This window comes from Georgenia muralis (genome assembly GCF_003814705.1).
Classification (GTDB): Bacteria; Actinomycetota; Actinomycetes; order Actinomycetales; family Actinomycetaceae; genus Georgenia; species Georgenia muralis.
The window spans coordinates 3,239,912-3,253,570 of record NZ_RKRA01000001.1 but is presented as its reverse complement, the minus strand read 5'-3'; the positions used below and the strand labels follow the sequence as shown (position 1 = coordinate 3,253,570).

The 13,659-nt window shown below is 73.2% G+C and carries 16 protein-coding genes; 10 read left to right on the top strand and 6 right to left on the bottom strand.

The genetic code is table 11. The features are described from left to right. Positions 1-356 precede the first annotated feature (356 nt). A complete protein-coding gene (lnt, locus tag EDD32_RS14685; RefSeq protein WP_246006148.1) occupies positions 357-2,102 on the top strand; it encodes an apolipoprotein N-acyltransferase in 1,746 nt (581 codons plus the stop codon). Continuing rightward, positions 2,099-2,860 carry a polyprenol monophosphomannose synthase gene (locus EDD32_RS14680; RefSeq protein ID WP_123918629.1) on the top strand — a complete coding sequence of 254 codons (762 nt, stop codon included), beginning with the start codon at positions 2,099-2,101 and terminating at the stop codon, positions 2,858-2,860. Before lnt ends, EDD32_RS14680 begins: the two co-directional genes overlap by 4 nt. A 105-nt stretch (positions 2,861-2,965) precedes the next feature. On the opposite strand, the gene EDD32_RS14675 is transcribed toward EDD32_RS14680, so the two are convergent. Next, the gene (locus EDD32_RS14675; protein WP_123918627.1) at positions 2,966-3,316 is read right to left on the bottom strand and encodes an RNA polymerase-binding protein RbpA; all 351 of its coding nucleotides are present in this window, start codon (positions 3,314-3,316) and stop codon (positions 2,966-2,968) included. A 276-nt stretch (positions 3,317-3,592) separates the two neighbouring features. Here EDD32_RS14675 and EDD32_RS14670 point away from each other — a divergent pair, with 276 nt between their 5' ends. The 3 genes from EDD32_RS14670 to EDD32_RS14660 are packed head-to-tail and all read left to right on the top strand — an operon-like array spanning position 3,593 to position 5,327. Then, the gene (locus EDD32_RS14670) at positions 3,593-4,162 is read left to right on the top strand and encodes a biotin transporter BioY (RefSeq protein ID WP_123918625.1); all 570 of its coding nucleotides are present in this window, start codon (positions 3,593-3,595) and stop codon (positions 4,160-4,162) included. A 5-nt stretch (positions 4,163-4,167) separates the two neighbouring features. Beyond that, positions 4,168-4,944, top strand: coding sequence for an alpha/beta hydrolase (locus EDD32_RS14665; protein WP_123918623.1), 777 nt, complete (start codon positions 4,168-4,170; stop codon positions 4,942-4,944). Further along, positions 4,941-5,327: a VOC family protein gene (locus EDD32_RS14660; protein ID WP_123918621.1), complete on the top strand. Its 387-nt coding sequence runs from the start codon at positions 4,941-4,943 to the stop codon at positions 5,325-5,327. The genes EDD32_RS14665 and EDD32_RS14660 overlap by 4 nt, the downstream gene beginning before the upstream one ends. A 96-nt stretch (positions 5,328-5,423) precedes the next feature. Here EDD32_RS14660 and EDD32_RS14655 read toward each other — a convergent pair whose 3' ends face one another. After that, a complete protein-coding gene (locus tag EDD32_RS14655) occupies positions 5,424-5,825 on the bottom strand; it encodes a hypothetical protein (RefSeq protein WP_123918619.1) in 402 nt (133 codons plus the stop codon). A gap of 96 nt (positions 5,826-5,921) precedes the next feature. Between EDD32_RS14655 and EDD32_RS14650 the strand changes: the two genes are divergently transcribed. The 4 genes from EDD32_RS14650 to EDD32_RS14635 all read left to right on the top strand — a co-directional run bounded on the left by EDD32_RS14650 (position 5,922) and on the right by EDD32_RS14635 (position 10,076). After that, a complete protein-coding gene (locus EDD32_RS14650; RefSeq protein ID WP_211338845.1) occupies positions 5,922-6,644 on the top strand; it encodes a hypothetical protein in 723 nt (240 codons plus the stop codon). Between the two features lie 36 nt (positions 6,645-6,680). Further along, on the top strand, positions 6,681-7,196 hold the full coding sequence (locus tag EDD32_RS14645; protein ID WP_123918615.1) for a helix-turn-helix transcriptional regulator: 516 nt from the start codon (positions 6,681-6,683) through the stop codon (positions 7,194-7,196). Between the two features lie 5 nt (positions 7,197-7,201). Further along, the gene (locus EDD32_RS14640; protein ID WP_123918613.1) at positions 7,202-7,612 is read left to right on the top strand and encodes a VOC family protein; all 411 of its coding nucleotides are present in this window, start codon (positions 7,202-7,204) and stop codon (positions 7,610-7,612) included. A 64-nt stretch (positions 7,613-7,676) separates the two neighbouring features. Further along, positions 7,677-10,076 (top strand): ATP-binding cassette domain-containing protein, encoded by a 2,400-nt coding sequence (locus EDD32_RS14635; RefSeq protein ID WP_123918611.1) that lies wholly within the window; start codon positions 7,677-7,679, stop codon positions 10,074-10,076. Here the strand turns inward: EDD32_RS14635 and EDD32_RS14630 are convergent. Further along, positions 10,073-10,720, bottom strand: a complete 648-nt coding sequence (locus tag EDD32_RS14630; protein WP_123918609.1) for a hypothetical protein — start codon at positions 10,718-10,720, stop codon at positions 10,073-10,075. The genes EDD32_RS14635 and EDD32_RS14630 overlap by 4 nt on opposite strands. Positions 10,721-11,199: 479 nt before the next feature. On the opposite strand from EDD32_RS14630, the gene EDD32_RS14625 reads away from it, so the two are divergent. Further along, entirely contained in the window at positions 11,200-11,862 is a 663-nt protein-coding gene (locus EDD32_RS14625; protein ID WP_123918607.1) for a histidine phosphatase family protein, read from the top strand. 120 nt (positions 11,863-11,982) lie between these two features. Here the strand turns inward: EDD32_RS14625 and EDD32_RS14620 are convergent, their stop codons facing one another. From EDD32_RS14620 to EDD32_RS14610, 3 genes are all read right to left on the bottom strand, one after another. Beyond that, on the bottom strand, positions 11,983-12,420 hold the full coding sequence (locus tag EDD32_RS14620; RefSeq protein WP_123918605.1) for a VOC family protein: 438 nt from the start codon (positions 12,418-12,420) through the stop codon (positions 11,983-11,985). 191 nt (positions 12,421-12,611) lie between these two features. Then, positions 12,612-13,310, bottom strand: a complete 699-nt coding sequence (locus tag EDD32_RS14615) for a 4a-hydroxytetrahydrobiopterin dehydratase (RefSeq protein WP_123918603.1) — start codon at positions 13,308-13,310, stop codon at positions 12,612-12,614. 132 nt (positions 13,311-13,442) lie between these two features. Next, a complete protein-coding gene (locus EDD32_RS14610; RefSeq protein ID WP_123918601.1) occupies positions 13,443-13,628 on the bottom strand; it encodes a hypothetical protein in 186 nt (61 codons plus the stop codon). Between the last annotated feature and the right edge of the window lie 31 nt (positions 13,629-13,659).

Here is a 13,659-nt window from a genome sequence, read left to right as displayed (position 1 = left end):
CACGCTCGGTCACCGACACGCCGAGGTGTCGGTCCGTCTCTTCGGCCGTGACCTGCGCCGTCGACGCCGACCTGCACCGACGCGTGGTTGTCTCCGCGCGCGCCCAGGCGCTAGGTTCATGCCCTGTCCCTCCGCCGAGCAGGCACACCACGACGGGCTCCGCTGTGCGTGGACCGGCTCGTGAGGAAAGCAGTGACCAGGCCCGCGTGCCCCGTAGAAAACGCCGGGCCCCGCCCATCAGCGGGGCCCGACGGTCCGAAGGGCACGCGGGCCCGGCGCCGCGACGCAGCCGGCGCCGCCGGGGTCCTCGGGCCCCGGCGACGGAGCCGGTGCGGCGGCGCACCTAGACTGGGCCGGTGGCCCACGACTTCCCCCGGCGCAGGTGGACCCTGCTCCTCGCCGCCGCCGGCGGCCTCAGCCTGGACACCGCCTTCCCGGACCGGTCGTGGTGGCCGATGGCCTACGTCGGGATCGCCCTGCTCCTGCTCGCCCTGCGCCGCGACTCCGCGCCGTGGGGCTTCGTCGTCGGCACGGTCGCCGGCCTCGGGTTCTTCCTGCCGCACCTGTGGTGGGCGAACGAGGCGGTGGGCGAGCCCATCGGGTGGGTGGCGCTCTCGGTCGCCGAGGCGGGCGCCGTCGGGCTCTTCGGCGCGAGCTGGGTGCTCGTGCGGCGGATCCCCTGGGTGGCCCGGCACGGGTGGGCCCGCGTCCTGACCGTCGCGGTGCTGTGGGTGGCGGTGGAGCAGCTGCGGTCGAGCTGGCCCTTCGGCGGGTTCCCGTGGGGCGTCCTGGCCTTCTCCCAGACGGACGCCCCGCTCGTGCGGGCGGCATCCCTGGGCGGCACCACCGTCGTGAGCCTGCTCGTGGTCGTCGTCGGCGCCCTCCTGGCCCTGGCGGCCGTGCACCTGCGGACGTGGCGGGTCGGCTCGGCCAGCGCGGCGATCGTCCTCGCGGCCGTGGTGGTCGCCGGTCCGTGGCTCGTCCCGCTGCCGTCGCGCGCCGAGGCGGGGACCCTGCGGGTGGGCGCGGTCCAGGGCAACGTCCCCACGGTGGGCGCCGAGGCGACGTCACAGGCGCGTGAGGTCGCGGCGAACCACGCGGCCGGCACGGAGGCGCTGCCCGGCGCGCCCGGGACCCTGGACGTGGTGCTCTGGCCCGAGAGCGCGTCCGACATCGACCCGCGCACCGACGCCGACATCGCCTCGACGGTCGACGCCGCGGCCCGCGCCGTCGACGCCCCGATCCTGCTCGGCACCCAGCGCTACGTCGACGACCCCGACCAGGAGGGCCTGCGGATCCGCTACAACGAGATGGTCCTGTGGGAGCCGGGCGGCCCGACGGACGTGACGTACACCAAGCAGCACCCCGTCCCGTTCGGGGAGTACATGCCCTACCGCGACTTCTTCCGGAAGTTCACCACGGCCGTGGACCTCATCACCGTCGACATGGCGGCCGGGACGGGCACGGGGCTCGTCCCGGTCCCGGTGGACCGACTCGGCCGCGCCGTCCCCGTCGGTGTCGGGATCTGCTTCGAGGTCGCCTACGACGACCTCATCCGCGACGCCGTCACGGCCGGGGCGGAGGTCCTCGTCATCCCGACGAACAACGCCTCCTTCGGGTACACGCAGGAGTCCACCCAGCAGCTGGCGATGTCGCGGTTCCGGGCGGTGGAGCACGGGCGCGCCGTCGTCCAGGTCTCGACCGTGGGCGTCAGCGGGATCATCAGCCCGAACGGCGTGGTCATGGACTCCACCGAGCTGTTCACGGCGGCACAGATGACCGAGGCGCTCCCGCTGCGCACGACCACGACGCTCGCGGCCCGGCTGGGTGGCTGGCCCGCGGCCACGGTGGAGGTCGTCGCGGCCCTCGCCCTCCTCGCCGGCCTCGTCGCGACCGCGCGGCACCACCGTGAGGCTCGCCGACGGCGGCGCACCGGCGGGTCCCGGCGCGGCCGCCCGGCGGCGGGGCGGGGCGCACCGACGAACGTGCGGGGCCGCGGCGCGGGCGCCCCGACCGGCCGGGCCGGCGTCGCCCGCGGAGCGGCCCGGCCCCCGGAGCGGGCCGCGGCCGGCCGCCGGCCGGGAACGAGGTCGAGCCGGTGAGGACCCTCGTCATCGTCCCCACCTACAACGAGCGGGACACGCTGCCCAAGGCCGTCACCCGGACCCGCGCCGCGGTCCCCGAGGCCGACGTCCTGGTGGTCGACGACGCCAGCCCCGACGGGACGGGCACGGTCGCCGACGCCCTCGCGGCGGACGACCCGCACGTGAACGTCCTGCACCGCACCGCCAAGGAGGGGCTGGGACGCGCGTACGTCGCGGGCTTCGGCTGGGCGCTCGATCGGGGCTACGACCACGTGGTCGAGATGGACGCCGACGGCTCGCACCGCCCGGAGGAGCTGCGCCGCCTGCTCGACCGCGCCCACGCCGACGACGCCCCGGACCTGGTCCTCGGCTCCCGGTGGGTGCCCGGGGGAGAGGTGGTCAACTGGCCGGCGCACCGCGAGCTCCTCTCGCGCGGGGGCAACCTATGGGTGCGTCTCGCGCTGGGCCTCGAGGCGCGCGACGCGACCGGCGGGTTCCGGGTCTACCGTGCCTCGGCGCTGCGGCTGCTGCCGCTGCAGGAGATCCAGTCGCAGGGCTACTGCTTCCAGGTGGACATGACCTGGCGGCTCCAGCGGGCCGGCGGGCGCATCGTCGAGGTCCCGATCAGCTTCGTCGAGCGGGCCGAGGGCAGCTCGAAGATGAGCCGGGCCATCGTCCTCGAGGCGCTGTGGCGGACCACCGCGTGGGGAGTCGCCCACCGGGCCGGTCAGGTGCGCCGCGCCGTCGTGGCCCCGTTCGGTCGCCGGTCACGCTGAGCGGCCGGACGCGCGAGAGGCTGAGCCGCCGGACGCGCGAGGGCCCGCCAGGTCATGACCTGGCGGGCCCTCCGTGGTGCGCCGCGGCGATGCCCGGCGCTGCGATCAGGCGCTGCGGCGACGTGCCTGGCCGCTGCGCAGCAGCTCCAGGCGCTCCTCGAGAAGGACCTCGAGCTCGCCGATCGAGCGCCGCTCGAGAAGCATGTCCCAGTGGGTGCGCGGCGGCTTCACCGGCTTCTTGGGCTCCGGCTTCGTGGCGTCCAGCAGGAGCGCCTCCTTGCCGCAGCGGCACTCCCACACCGGGGGCACCTCGGCGTCCGCCGCGAAGGGCAGCTGGAAGCTGTGACCGTCGGGGCAGGTGTACCTGGCCATCATCCTGGGGGCGAAGTCGACACCCTCCTCGGACTCCATGCTGTTGGCACCGATCTTCATGCCGCGCAGTGAGCGTTCCGCCATGTGCTTCTCCCTCGCTCGTCACTCGTCCGGGGACCGTCCTGCCGCCCGGGTCGCGGGGGTCTGAGGACCCACCGCCCGCTGTGTCTGTCATGTCCAACGCCGCCGCACCCCGTTGTGTTCCAGGACAGCGGCACCGCTCCTGTGAGGTGGCTCCCACCCCGGCGCGAGCGCCCACGAGCCGGGAAGGCGGGAGGGCGCCGGCCGGGGGAGCGCGCGACCGCCGGGTTCGGGCATGCTAGGGCCCGCACGACGCCGTCCAGCCCCCGGGAGCCACGCATGTCCGCCACCACCGCCGTCCTCGCCGACGCCCTGCCCGGATCCCGGGCCCGCGACGTCGCCCTGGTCGTGGGCGGCGCGGCCCTGGTCGCCGTCGTCGGCCAGATCGCCGTCCCGCTGCCCTTCACGCCCGTCCCGCTGACCCTGGGGACCTTCGCGGTGCTCCTCGTGGGGTCCGCGCTCGGACCGGCGCGCGCCGGTGCCTCGATGTCGCTCTTCCTGCTCGCCGCCCTGGCCGGCGCCCCGGTCCTCGCCGGGGGCGGCTCCGGCTGGGCCGCGGCCTCCTTCGGCTACGCGCTGGGCTACCTGCCCGCCGCGCTCCTCGCGGGGGCGCTCGCCCGCCGGGGGGCGGACCGCTCCGCCGGCCGCATGGTGGCCGCCGCCGTCGCCGCGACCGCCCTCGTCTACGCCGCCGGCGTGCCGTGGCTCATGGGTTTCGCCGACCTCTCCCTCGAGCGCGCCCTCGTGCTGGGCGTCCTGCCCTTCCTCGTGGGCGACGTCGTCAAGGCCGCCGCCGCGGCGCTGCTCCTGCCGGGGGCCTGGCGCCTGCTCGGGACCTCCGGGCGGTAACGGCCGTGGCCCTCCTGCGCTGCGACTTCTTCTCCGACGTCCTCGGGGTGGGGACGTCCATGTCGGTCATCCTCCCCCAGCCGACGTCGGCCCAGATCGGCCTGACCGGCGCGGCACCCGTTGCCGAGCCGCCGGTCCTGTACCTCCTGCACGGCATGAGCGACGACGCGACCACGTGGGTCCGGCGCACCTCGATCGAGCGCTACACCACCGAGCTCGGCCTCGCCGTCGTCATGCCGCAGGTGGGCCGCAGCTTCTACGTCGACGAGCACCACGGCTCCCGGTACGGCGAGTTCGTCCAGGACGAGCTCCCCGCGCTGGTCCAGCGGTTCTTCCGCGTCTCCGACCGTCGCGAGGACACCTTCGTCGCCGGGCTGTCGATGGGCGGCTACGGCGCGTTCCGCTGGGCGCTGGACCGCCCCGAGCGGTTCGCCGCCGCCGCGAGCCTCTCGGGCGTCCTCGACCTCGCGGGCCTGCGGTCCGCCCGACCCGACCTCGAGCCCGTGTTCGGGCCCGGCCCGGTCGGCGGGAGCCGCCACGACCTCGTCGCCCGGCTCGCCGACGTCGACACCGCCACGGTCCCACGGCTGTGGGCGGTGTGCGGGACGGAGGACGAGCTCCTCCCCGGCAACGAGACGTTCGTCGCCGCCGCGCGGGCCGCGGACGTGCCCCTGACGTGGTCCGCGGGTCCGGGCCGGCACGACTGGGCGTACTGGGACGCCCGCATCCAGGACGTTCTCGCCTGGCTCCCGCTGGCGCATCGGAAGGACCCGACCTCATGACGCACGTGCCGATGGTCACCGTGCTGGTGCGCGACTACGACGAGGCGATCGCGTTCTACACGCGGGCCTTCGGGCTGAGCCTCCTGGAGGACACCGCGCAGGGCGGGGGCAAGCGCTGGGTGGTGGTCGGTGCGCCCGGACGTGGTGCGGGGCTCAGGCTGGCCCTGGCCCGCACGCCCGAGCAGCTCGCCCGGGTCGGCGACCAGCTCGGTGGCGGCGTCGGGTTCTTCCTCCACGTCGAGGACTTCGACGCCACGCTGGCCGCGGCCCTCGCGGCGGGGGCCGAGGCGACGGAGGCGCCCCGGGACGAGCCGCACGGCCGGGTGGTCATCCTGCGCGACCTGTACGGCAACCTCTGGGACGTCATCGCGCCACCCGCCTGAGCGGTCCGCGCGGGCGCCGGCTCCGGTGACGGTCGTGCCGCGAGGCTGGTGAGTCCGCGAGGTACCCGACCCGGCGGCGGGCCGGTGAAGTGCCGGTCACGCGGCGAGCAGGCCCTGGACCGTGGCCACCCTGGTGATCCCCGCCGCCCTGGCTGCCAGATCCGCATCGACGGTGACCAGGGCGTCCGCCTGGAGTCGGGCGATCGCGAGGTACTCGGCGTCGCGGAGCCCGTCCCAGTCGTGCTCACGCGCGATCTGCCATGCCGTTCTGCGCGACACCCGGTCACCGAGCAGGCGCATCTTCAGCTCCGTCATCCGGTCGTGGCGTTCCAGGGCCTCCTTCTCGCTGCGTGCGCCGAGCCGGACCTCGCGCAGCAGCAGCTCCAGCGCCGCCGAGTGGATCGACCTGGGCGCGACGAGCTGGTGGCCGGGGTGCACGGACAGGCCCGCGTCCACCAGGTGCAGCAGGGTCGGGGCATCGATCGCGTAGCGAGCCATGCGCTGCAGCGTAGACACCCCGCGTTCGGACGACACCGGCGGGCTCGACCCGCGTGGCGCCACGGGTGCCAGCCCGACGGCGCTAGCGTGCACAGCGTGACACTCCTCGTGCCGCACCGGTTCCGTGGCCCGACGACGTCCGGCAACGGCGGGTACACCGCGGGTGTGCTCGCCGCCCGCCTCGGTGCCGACGTCGGCGCCGTCACGGTCACGCTGCGGCTCCCGCCGCCGCTCGAGACGCCCATGGTGGTCCAACCGGTGGGGGACGGCCTCCACGACGGCGTGACCCTCCGCGACGGTGTGACCCTCCACCACGGCGACGACCTCGTCGCCGAGGCGACACGGGCCACGGTCACGGATCTCGTCACGGTCCCCCCGGTCGGTCCGGAGCAGGCCGCAGAGGCCTCGAGCACCTACGCGGGGCTGCGGCGCCACCCTTTCCCGGAGTGCTTCGTGTGCGGGACGGCGCGCGGGGAGGACGCCATGGGACTGCGACCCGGGCGCATCGACCACGGCCGGACCGCCTGCGTGTGGACCGTCGCGCCGGACCTGGCCGGTCGGGCCGAGCTCGTGTGGGCCGCCCTGGACTGCCCCGGCGGCTGGGCGGCGCCGATCGAGGGCCGACCCATGGTGCTGGGGCGGATCACCGCCGAGGTCCCGGGCACGACCCGGCCCGGCGAACGCTGCGTCGTCATGGGCCAGCTCCTCGCGACCGAGGGGCGCAAGTCCTTCACCGCCACGACCTTGTACGGCGAGGACGGAAGGGTGGTCGGTCGGGCGCGGTCCACCTGGATCGCGGTCCCCGCCACCGCGGCGTGACTTGCCCGCGCCGGCCCTGGAGCTCGCCGGCCCTGGATGGCGCCGGGCGGACGTGGCACGATCGTCCGGGTGAGCACCCGGGCTGACGCCGCGCGGCCACGCGACCTGGCGCAGCAGCGCGACGCTGCGCGGCTGCGCGACCTCGCCGGGCTCCGCCGGGTCCGCGACCGGATCGACCGCGAGTACGCGCAGCCCCTCGACGTCGAGGCCCTCGCCCGCGGCGCCAACGTCTCCGCCGGGCACCTGAGCCGGCAGTTCCGCAGGGCCTACGGCGAGTCTCCCTACGCCTACCTCATGACACGGCGCATCGAGCGCGCGATGGCCCTGCTGCGCCACGGCGACCGCACCGTCACGGAGGTCTGCTTCGCCGTCGGCTGCTCCTCCCTGGGGACGTTCAGCACCCGGTTCACCGAGCTGGTCGGGGTGCCGCCCAGCGTCTACCGGCGCCAGGCGGGCCTGGCGACGACCGGGATGGCGCCGTGCGTCGCCAAGGCGGTCACCAGACCGGTCAGGAATCGAGAAGCGCCCGCGGCCGGGCCGCGCCTACCGTGAACGCCATGGACCTCACCATTCACCAGAGCTTCCTCCCGCACACCGACCCCGACGCCTCCTTGGCCTTCTACCGCGACGTCCTCGGCTTCGAGGTGCGTGGCGACGTCGGCTACCAGGGGATGCGGTGGATCACCGTCGGCCCGGCCGGGCAGCCCGACACCTCGATCGTCCTGCACCCGCCCGCCGCGACACCGGGGCTCACCGACGACGAGCGTCGCACCATCTCCGGCCTCATGGCCAAGGGCAGCTTCTTCGGGGTGAACCTGGCCACGCCGGACCTCGACGGGACCTTCGAGCAGGTCGTGGCCGACGACGTCGAGGTGGTCCAGGAGCCCACCGAGCAGCCGTACGGTGTGCGAGACTGCGCGATCCGCGACCCCTCGGGCAACCTCATCCGCATCCAGGAGCGGCGCTGACCGACGACGGACGCCGCCGCGCGTTCCTCACCCACCAGACCGAGCGACGCCGGACGGAGAACTCATGAGCACAGGTACGCGGACCGACACCGACCAGGGCAGTCGCACGGTCGCCGACACCCACGACCTCATCCGCGTGGAGGGCGCGCGGGAGAACAACCTCAAGGACATCCATGTCGAGATCCCCAAGCGACGCCTCACGGTCTTCACCGGCGTGTCCGGCTCGGGCAAGAGCTCGCTGGTGTTCGACACCATCGCCGCGGAGTCCCAGCGGATGATCAACGAGACCTACTCGGCCTTCGTCCAGGGCTTCATGCCCACCCTCGCCCGGCCCGACGTCGACCGGCTCGAGGGGCTCACGACGGCGATCATCGTCGACCAGGAGCGGATGGGGGCGAACCCGCGATCGACCGTGGGCACCGCCACGGACGCCAACGCGCTGCTGCGGATCCTCTACAGCCGGCTCGGGCAGCCCCACATCGGCTCACCGAACGCGTACTCGTTCAACATCCCCACGGTGCGGGCCAGCGGCGCGATCACGATAGAGCGCGGGGAGAGGACCAGGGCCGAGAAGGCCACCTTCACGCGCCTGGGCGGCATGTGCCCGCGCTGCGAGGGAATGGGGTCGGTCACCGACTTCGACCTGACCGCGCTCTACGACGACACCAGGTCGCTCAGCGAGGGCGCGCTGACCGTGCCCGGGTACAGCATGGAGGGCTGGTACGGCCGGATCTTCGCCGGGGCCGGCCTGCCCATGGCCAAGCCGATCGGGACGTTCACGAAGAAGGAGCTGCACAAGCTGCTCTACGCCGAGCCCGAGAAGATCAAGGTCGAGGGCATCAACCTCACCTACGAGGGCCTCATCCCCAAGATCCAGAAGTCGATGCTGTCCAAGGACCCGGAGGCGATGCAGCCGCACATCCGCGCCTTCGTGGACCGTGCGATCACCTTCACCACGTGCCCGGAGTGCGACGGCACGCGGCTGAGCCCCGAGGCCCGCTCGTCGAGGATCCGGGGGAAGAACATCGCCGAGCTCTGCGCGATGCAGATCAGCGACCTCGCCGGCTGGGTCCGCGAGCTCGACGAGCCGTCGGTGGCCCCGCTGCTCACGGGCTTGCGGCACCTCCTGGACTCCTTCGACGAGATCGGGCTGGGCTACCTCTCGCTCGACCGGCCCGCGGGCACCCTGTCCGGGGGAGAGGCCCAGCGCACCAAGATGATCCGGCACCTCGGTTCCTCGCTCACCGACGTCACCTACGTCTTCGACGAGCCCACCATCGGCCTGCACCCCCACGACATCGCGCGGATGAACACCCTCCTGCTGCAGCTGCGGGACAAGGGCAACACGGTGCTCGTCGTCGAGCACAAGCCCGAGACGATCGCGATCGCGGACCACGTCGTCGACCTCGGTCCCGGCGCCGGCACGCAGGGTGGCACCGTCTGCTTCGAGGGCGACGTCGAGGGACTGCGGGGAAGTGACACCGTCACCGGCCACCACCTCGACGACCGGGCGCGGCTCAAGGAGTCGGTGCGGACGGCCGCCGGCACCCTCGAGGTGCGCGGGGCGGCCACGCACAACCTCAAGGACGTCGACGTCGACCTCCCGCTGGGGGTGCTCTGCGTGCTCACCGGCGTGGCCGGCTCGGGCAAGAGCTCCCTCGTCAGCGGGTCGGTGGCCGGGCGCGACGGCGTGGTGGTCATCGACCAGGGCGCGATCCGCGGCTCCCGCCGGAGCAACCCCGCGACGTACACCGGGCTGCTCGACCCCATCCGCAAGGCGTTCGCCAAGGCCAACGGGGTCAAGCCCGCGCTGTTCAGCTCCAACTCCGAGGGCGCCTGCCCCACCTGCAACGGCGCCGGCGTCATCTACACCGACCTGGGCGTCATGGCCACGGTCGAGTCCACCTGCGAGGAGTGCGAGGGCAGACGGTTCCAGGCGGCGGTGCTGGAGTACACGCTCGGCGGGAAGAACATCGCCGAGGTCCTCGCGATGCCGGTGACGGAGGCCGAGGAGTTCTTCGCCGACGGCGCCGCGCGCACGCCCGCCGCCCACAAGATCCTCGGCCGGCTCGCCGACGTGGGCCTGGGGTACCTCAGCCTCGGGCAGCAGCTGACGACGCTGTCGGGCGGCGAGCGGCAGCGGCTCAAGCTGGCCAGCCAGATGGGGGAGAGGGGAGAGGTCTACGTCCTCGACGAGCCGACCACGGGTCTGCACCTCGCCGACGTCGAGCAGCTGCTCGGGCTGCTGGACCGGCTCGTCGACTCGGGAAGGTCGGTGATCGTCATCGAGCACCACCAGGCGGTCATGGCGCACGCGGACTGGATCGTCGACCTCGGCCCCGGCGCCGGCCACGACGGCGGCCGGGTGGTCTTCGAGGGCCCGCCCGCCGACCTCGTGGCGGCACGCTCGACCCTGACCGGTGAGTACCTCGCCGCCTACGTGGGCGCGGACCTGGCCCGCTAGTTGCCGGGGCTGATGCTCTTGTCCTCCTCGCTGGTGATCACCGGGGTGATGCGGTGGTTCGCCGCGCCGTCGACCAGCACTGCGCCGTCGAACGTCACGGTTCCGGTGGCGGTGGCGCTTCGCTCCTTCTCGGTGTGGATCAGAACGCGGAATCCGGTGAACGCGGTGACCTCAGTCTCCAGGCCCCCCGTTCCGGCCCAGGTGACGTCGAACGTGACGTCGTGGTCGACGCCGAGATTGTCGCGAACGGTTCCGGTGCCGCTGGCGTGAACGCCCTCGAGGTCCGGGGCGCTCACAATGGTCGCGTGTTCATCGAGCGGGCGGTCATCGCCGATGATGCCTACCCAGCCGAACGAGGTGCCGTCCGGGCAGACCGCCTGGTACTGCACCCGCACGGTGGGCTGGGCGTCTTCCGTGTCTGGGCTCTCGAAGTCCCGGGTGGACTCGACGAGCAGGCGGGCGTCCACGACTGCACCGCTCGCACACGTGTGGGCGACGGACCAGTTCGCGGTGGCTTGTTCCTCGAAGAAGATCTCGGTCGCCGCGAACGCCGATGTGCTGGGCGCGACGACTAGCGCGACCGCCGTGCCCATGGTGGCGGCGAGGGCGCCACCCGCTCGGCTTCGGGATCGGGGGTTCTTCATGACGCACCTCCACGTCGTTGTGTGTACCTCTGGCGAGTATGTGCAGGCGGCCGCTGACGCCACAGGGGCATTCCGGACAAACCGCCCGAGAGGCGGTTGTTGCTGTGACCGACATCCCACGATCCCGGCCGAACGTACGAAGGGGCAGTGAATCCCCCGCAACTTGGGGCACCTTCTGCCTCGCGGACTCGTTCGCGTGGTCACACCTCCACGGTCAGGAGCCCGACATTCGAGCCTGCGTCAGGTCGATCTGCGGTCCGCGAAACGACCGCCTCGGCCTCGTATCGCGGGACCTACGGCCCACAGATGGCGGGTGCCGCGTGAGCGTCCACCCGGCTTGGACGCCGAGACCTACAAGGGGCGCAGCCCGCACAGCCGCACATCTGGCCGGCAGCTCGCGTCCTCGTGCTGTGCACGGTCGGGGTGCGGCCAGCTCCGTGGCGACGCCCCGGAGCCGGCCCACGGGTGATACTCGAGTCATGCGCCTCGTTCTCATCCGGCACGGGCAGACACCGTCCAACGTCGACCACCTGCTCGACACCGCCGAGCCCGGCCCGGACCTCACCGACCTCGGCCGGCAGCAGGCGCTCGCACTGCCGGCCACGCTCCGACCGGTGGGGATCGAGGCGATCTACGCCTCCACGCTCGTGCGGACCCAGCAGACCGCCGACCCGCTGGCCCGGGCGCTCGGGCTCGACGTCCAGGTCCGTCGCGGGCTGCGGGAGATCACCGCGGGTGACCTGGAGATGGCCGGCGACGAGGAGTCCGTCCGGACCTACCTGTCGATCGTCCTCGGGTGGGCCGACGGCGCACCGCACGCTCGTATGCCGGGGACCGACGAGGGCGCCGCCGCGGTCCTGGGCCGGTTCGACGAGGTCGTCGGGGAGGTCGCCGGCACGGGCGTCGAGGTCGCGGCCCTCTTCAGCCACGGCGCCATGATCCGCGCCTGGGCCGCTGCGCGGTGCCACAACGTCACCGTCGACTTCGCGGCGCAGAACGCGGTGTCGAACACCGGAGCGCTCGTCCTGTCCGGCCGGCCCGGACGCTGGCGGGCCGAGCACTGGCAGGAGCAGGCCCTCGGCGGCGCACCCCTCGAGGACCCGGCCACCGACGGCGCCGCCGCGGAGCCGCTGCACCACTGAGGTATGTGCACGCGGGGTGACGACGCGCTACGCCGTCAGGGCGTCAGCACCTGGACCACCATCGCACTCGTCATGTGACCGCTCGGCGTCCGAAACTCCGTCAGCACCCGACCGGGGATGTCACCCGTCGGACTCCTGGCGCTGCACGTGACGGTCGTCGTCGCCCTCGAAGCCGATCAGCCAGTGGAGGCCGTACCGGTCGACGACCTGGCCGTCCGTCGCGCCCCAGGGGCGCACCTGCAGGTCGTCCACGACCCGGCCGCCCTCGGAGAGCCTGCTGAACCAGCCGCGCAGAACCGACGGGGTCGAGGTCCCGAGCAGGGACAGCATCAGCCCCTCGCACCTCAGCGGGGGCTGGTCGCCGGCGGCGTCGGCGGCGAAGATGACGACCGGTCCGTCCACGAGGTAGCCGTGCGCGACGGCGTCGGGCGGACCGTCGGACCTGCCGAACTCGTCGAAGCTGTGGACCTGGACGTCGCAGCCGAAGACATCTCCGTAGAAGGTCAGGGCCTCACGTGCGGTGCCCGGGAGATGGATGTACAGCGTCGGCGCGGTCATCCAGCCGATGCTATCGGTCGCCCTCAACCCTCGCGTGGACCACAGCACCCCATCCGTCGCCTCACTTCCGGCAACATCCGATAATGTACGTTATGTCAGACCGCCTCCGCGGAGCCCCAGACGGACACACCTCGGCCCGGACGCATCATCTCGACCGCCCACTTCCCCACGGTGAAGGACGGCGGCGCCACTCAACCCGTCTTCGCGGCGGAGACGTCGACGCACACCACTGCCGTGTTGTCGTCCTGGTCGGCGATCACGGTGAGCGAGGGCGCGTTGCTGTCATCGACGACGGTCCCGCCCGCGACGGCGGCGGCGATCCGTCGCCCGGCCTCCTCCGGCGCCACGTAGACCTCGACGTGGAACCGCTGGTGGGAGGTCTCGTGTGCGTCGTCGTCCCCGAACCACAGGTTCGGCACCCGTCCCGTGGCGTCCCGGATCTCGTCGCTGGGAGACCCGCGGCCCTGGGCCTCGGCGCTGCCGGTCAGCAGGGCGGCCCACACCGGGGCGATGGTCGCGGAGCGCGCCGTGTCGAGGCCCAGCTCGATGTGGCTGACCGAGGCCGGGTCGGCGTCGACCTTGTGCTCGGTGGCGATCTCGGTGATCCGTCGCGCGAGGTCGAGGTCCTGCTGGGTCACCCACTCGACGACGTGCTCGGTACCCGCGACGTCGCGGGCGTCGTCGCTGATCAGCTTGAGGTCGACGTACCCCCTGCCGATCGACACGCTCGGATGGTGCCCGAGCGCGTCGCCCGCCTCCCCCACCGCAGCGACGAACCGGGCGGCGGTGCCGAAGTCGTCGACCAGGTACCGGGCGTGCAGTCCCTGGGCGAGCTTGCGCCAGTCGGTCAGGCCGGCCTCGGCGATCTGCTGCCCTCTCAGCATGTCCATGGACGGGGAGACTATGCCTGACTCAGCCCGCAGCGCCGGCACAACGAGGAGTGGAACCTGCCGCTCTGCGTGCCGACGCACGCTGCCCGCGCGTCGAGTGCGGATCGGGGCTACCGGGTACCCGGAGCCGGTTCAGTCGGACACCCGGTCGCCGTAGCGCCCGAGGACCAGCAGTCGGCGGAACGGCTCCGACATCTTGTCCCACGGCATCATCGGCGGTGCGCCGTCGCGCCGGCGCCGCTCCTCCCACTCCAACCACATCAGGTACGCCGCCTCGGCGTAGGTGAGCGCGGCCTGGTCGGTGGTGGTCGTTGTCATGTCCGCCCGCCTCCGTCGTGGTGCCGGCCTC

Coding starts and splice junctions, on each gene's coding strand:
- EDD32_RS14675 (WP_123918627.1), bottom strand. CDS start 3,316: ATGGCGGAACGCTCACTGCGCGGCATGAAGATCGGTGCCAACAGCATG.
- EDD32_RS14670 (WP_123918625.1), top strand. CDS start 3,593: ATGTCCGCCACCACCGCCGTCCTCGCCGACGCCCTGCCCGGATCCCGG.
- EDD32_RS14660 (WP_123918621.1), top strand. CDS start 4,941: ATGACGCACGTGCCGATGGTCACCGTGCTGGTGCGCGACTACGACGAG.
- EDD32_RS14655 (WP_123918619.1), bottom strand. CDS start 5,825: ATGGCTCGCTACGCGATCGATGCCCCGACCCTGCTGCACCTGGTGGAC.
- EDD32_RS14645 (WP_123918615.1), top strand. CDS start 6,681: ATGGCGCCGGGCGGACGTGGCACGATCGTCCGGGTGAGCACCCGGGCT.
- EDD32_RS14640 (WP_123918613.1), top strand. CDS start 7,202: ATGGACCTCACCATTCACCAGAGCTTCCTCCCGCACACCGACCCCGAC.
- EDD32_RS14635 (WP_123918611.1), top strand. CDS start 7,677: ATGAGCACAGGTACGCGGACCGACACCGACCAGGGCAGTCGCACGGTC.
- EDD32_RS14630 (WP_123918609.1), bottom strand. CDS start 10,720: ATGAAGAACCCCCGATCCCGAAGCCGAGCGGGTGGCGCCCTCGCCGCC.
- EDD32_RS14625 (WP_123918607.1), top strand. CDS start 11,200: ATGCGCCTCGTTCTCATCCGGCACGGGCAGACACCGTCCAACGTCGAC.
- EDD32_RS14620 (WP_123918605.1), bottom strand. CDS start 12,420: ATGACCGCGCCGACGCTGTACATCCATCTCCCGGGCACCGCACGTGAG.
- EDD32_RS14615 (WP_123918603.1), bottom strand. CDS start 13,310: ATGGACATGCTGAGAGGGCAGCAGATCGCCGAGGCCGGCCTGACCGAC.
- EDD32_RS14610 (WP_123918601.1), bottom strand. CDS start 13,628: ATGACAACGACCACCACCGACCAGGCCGCGCTCACCTACGCCGAGGCG.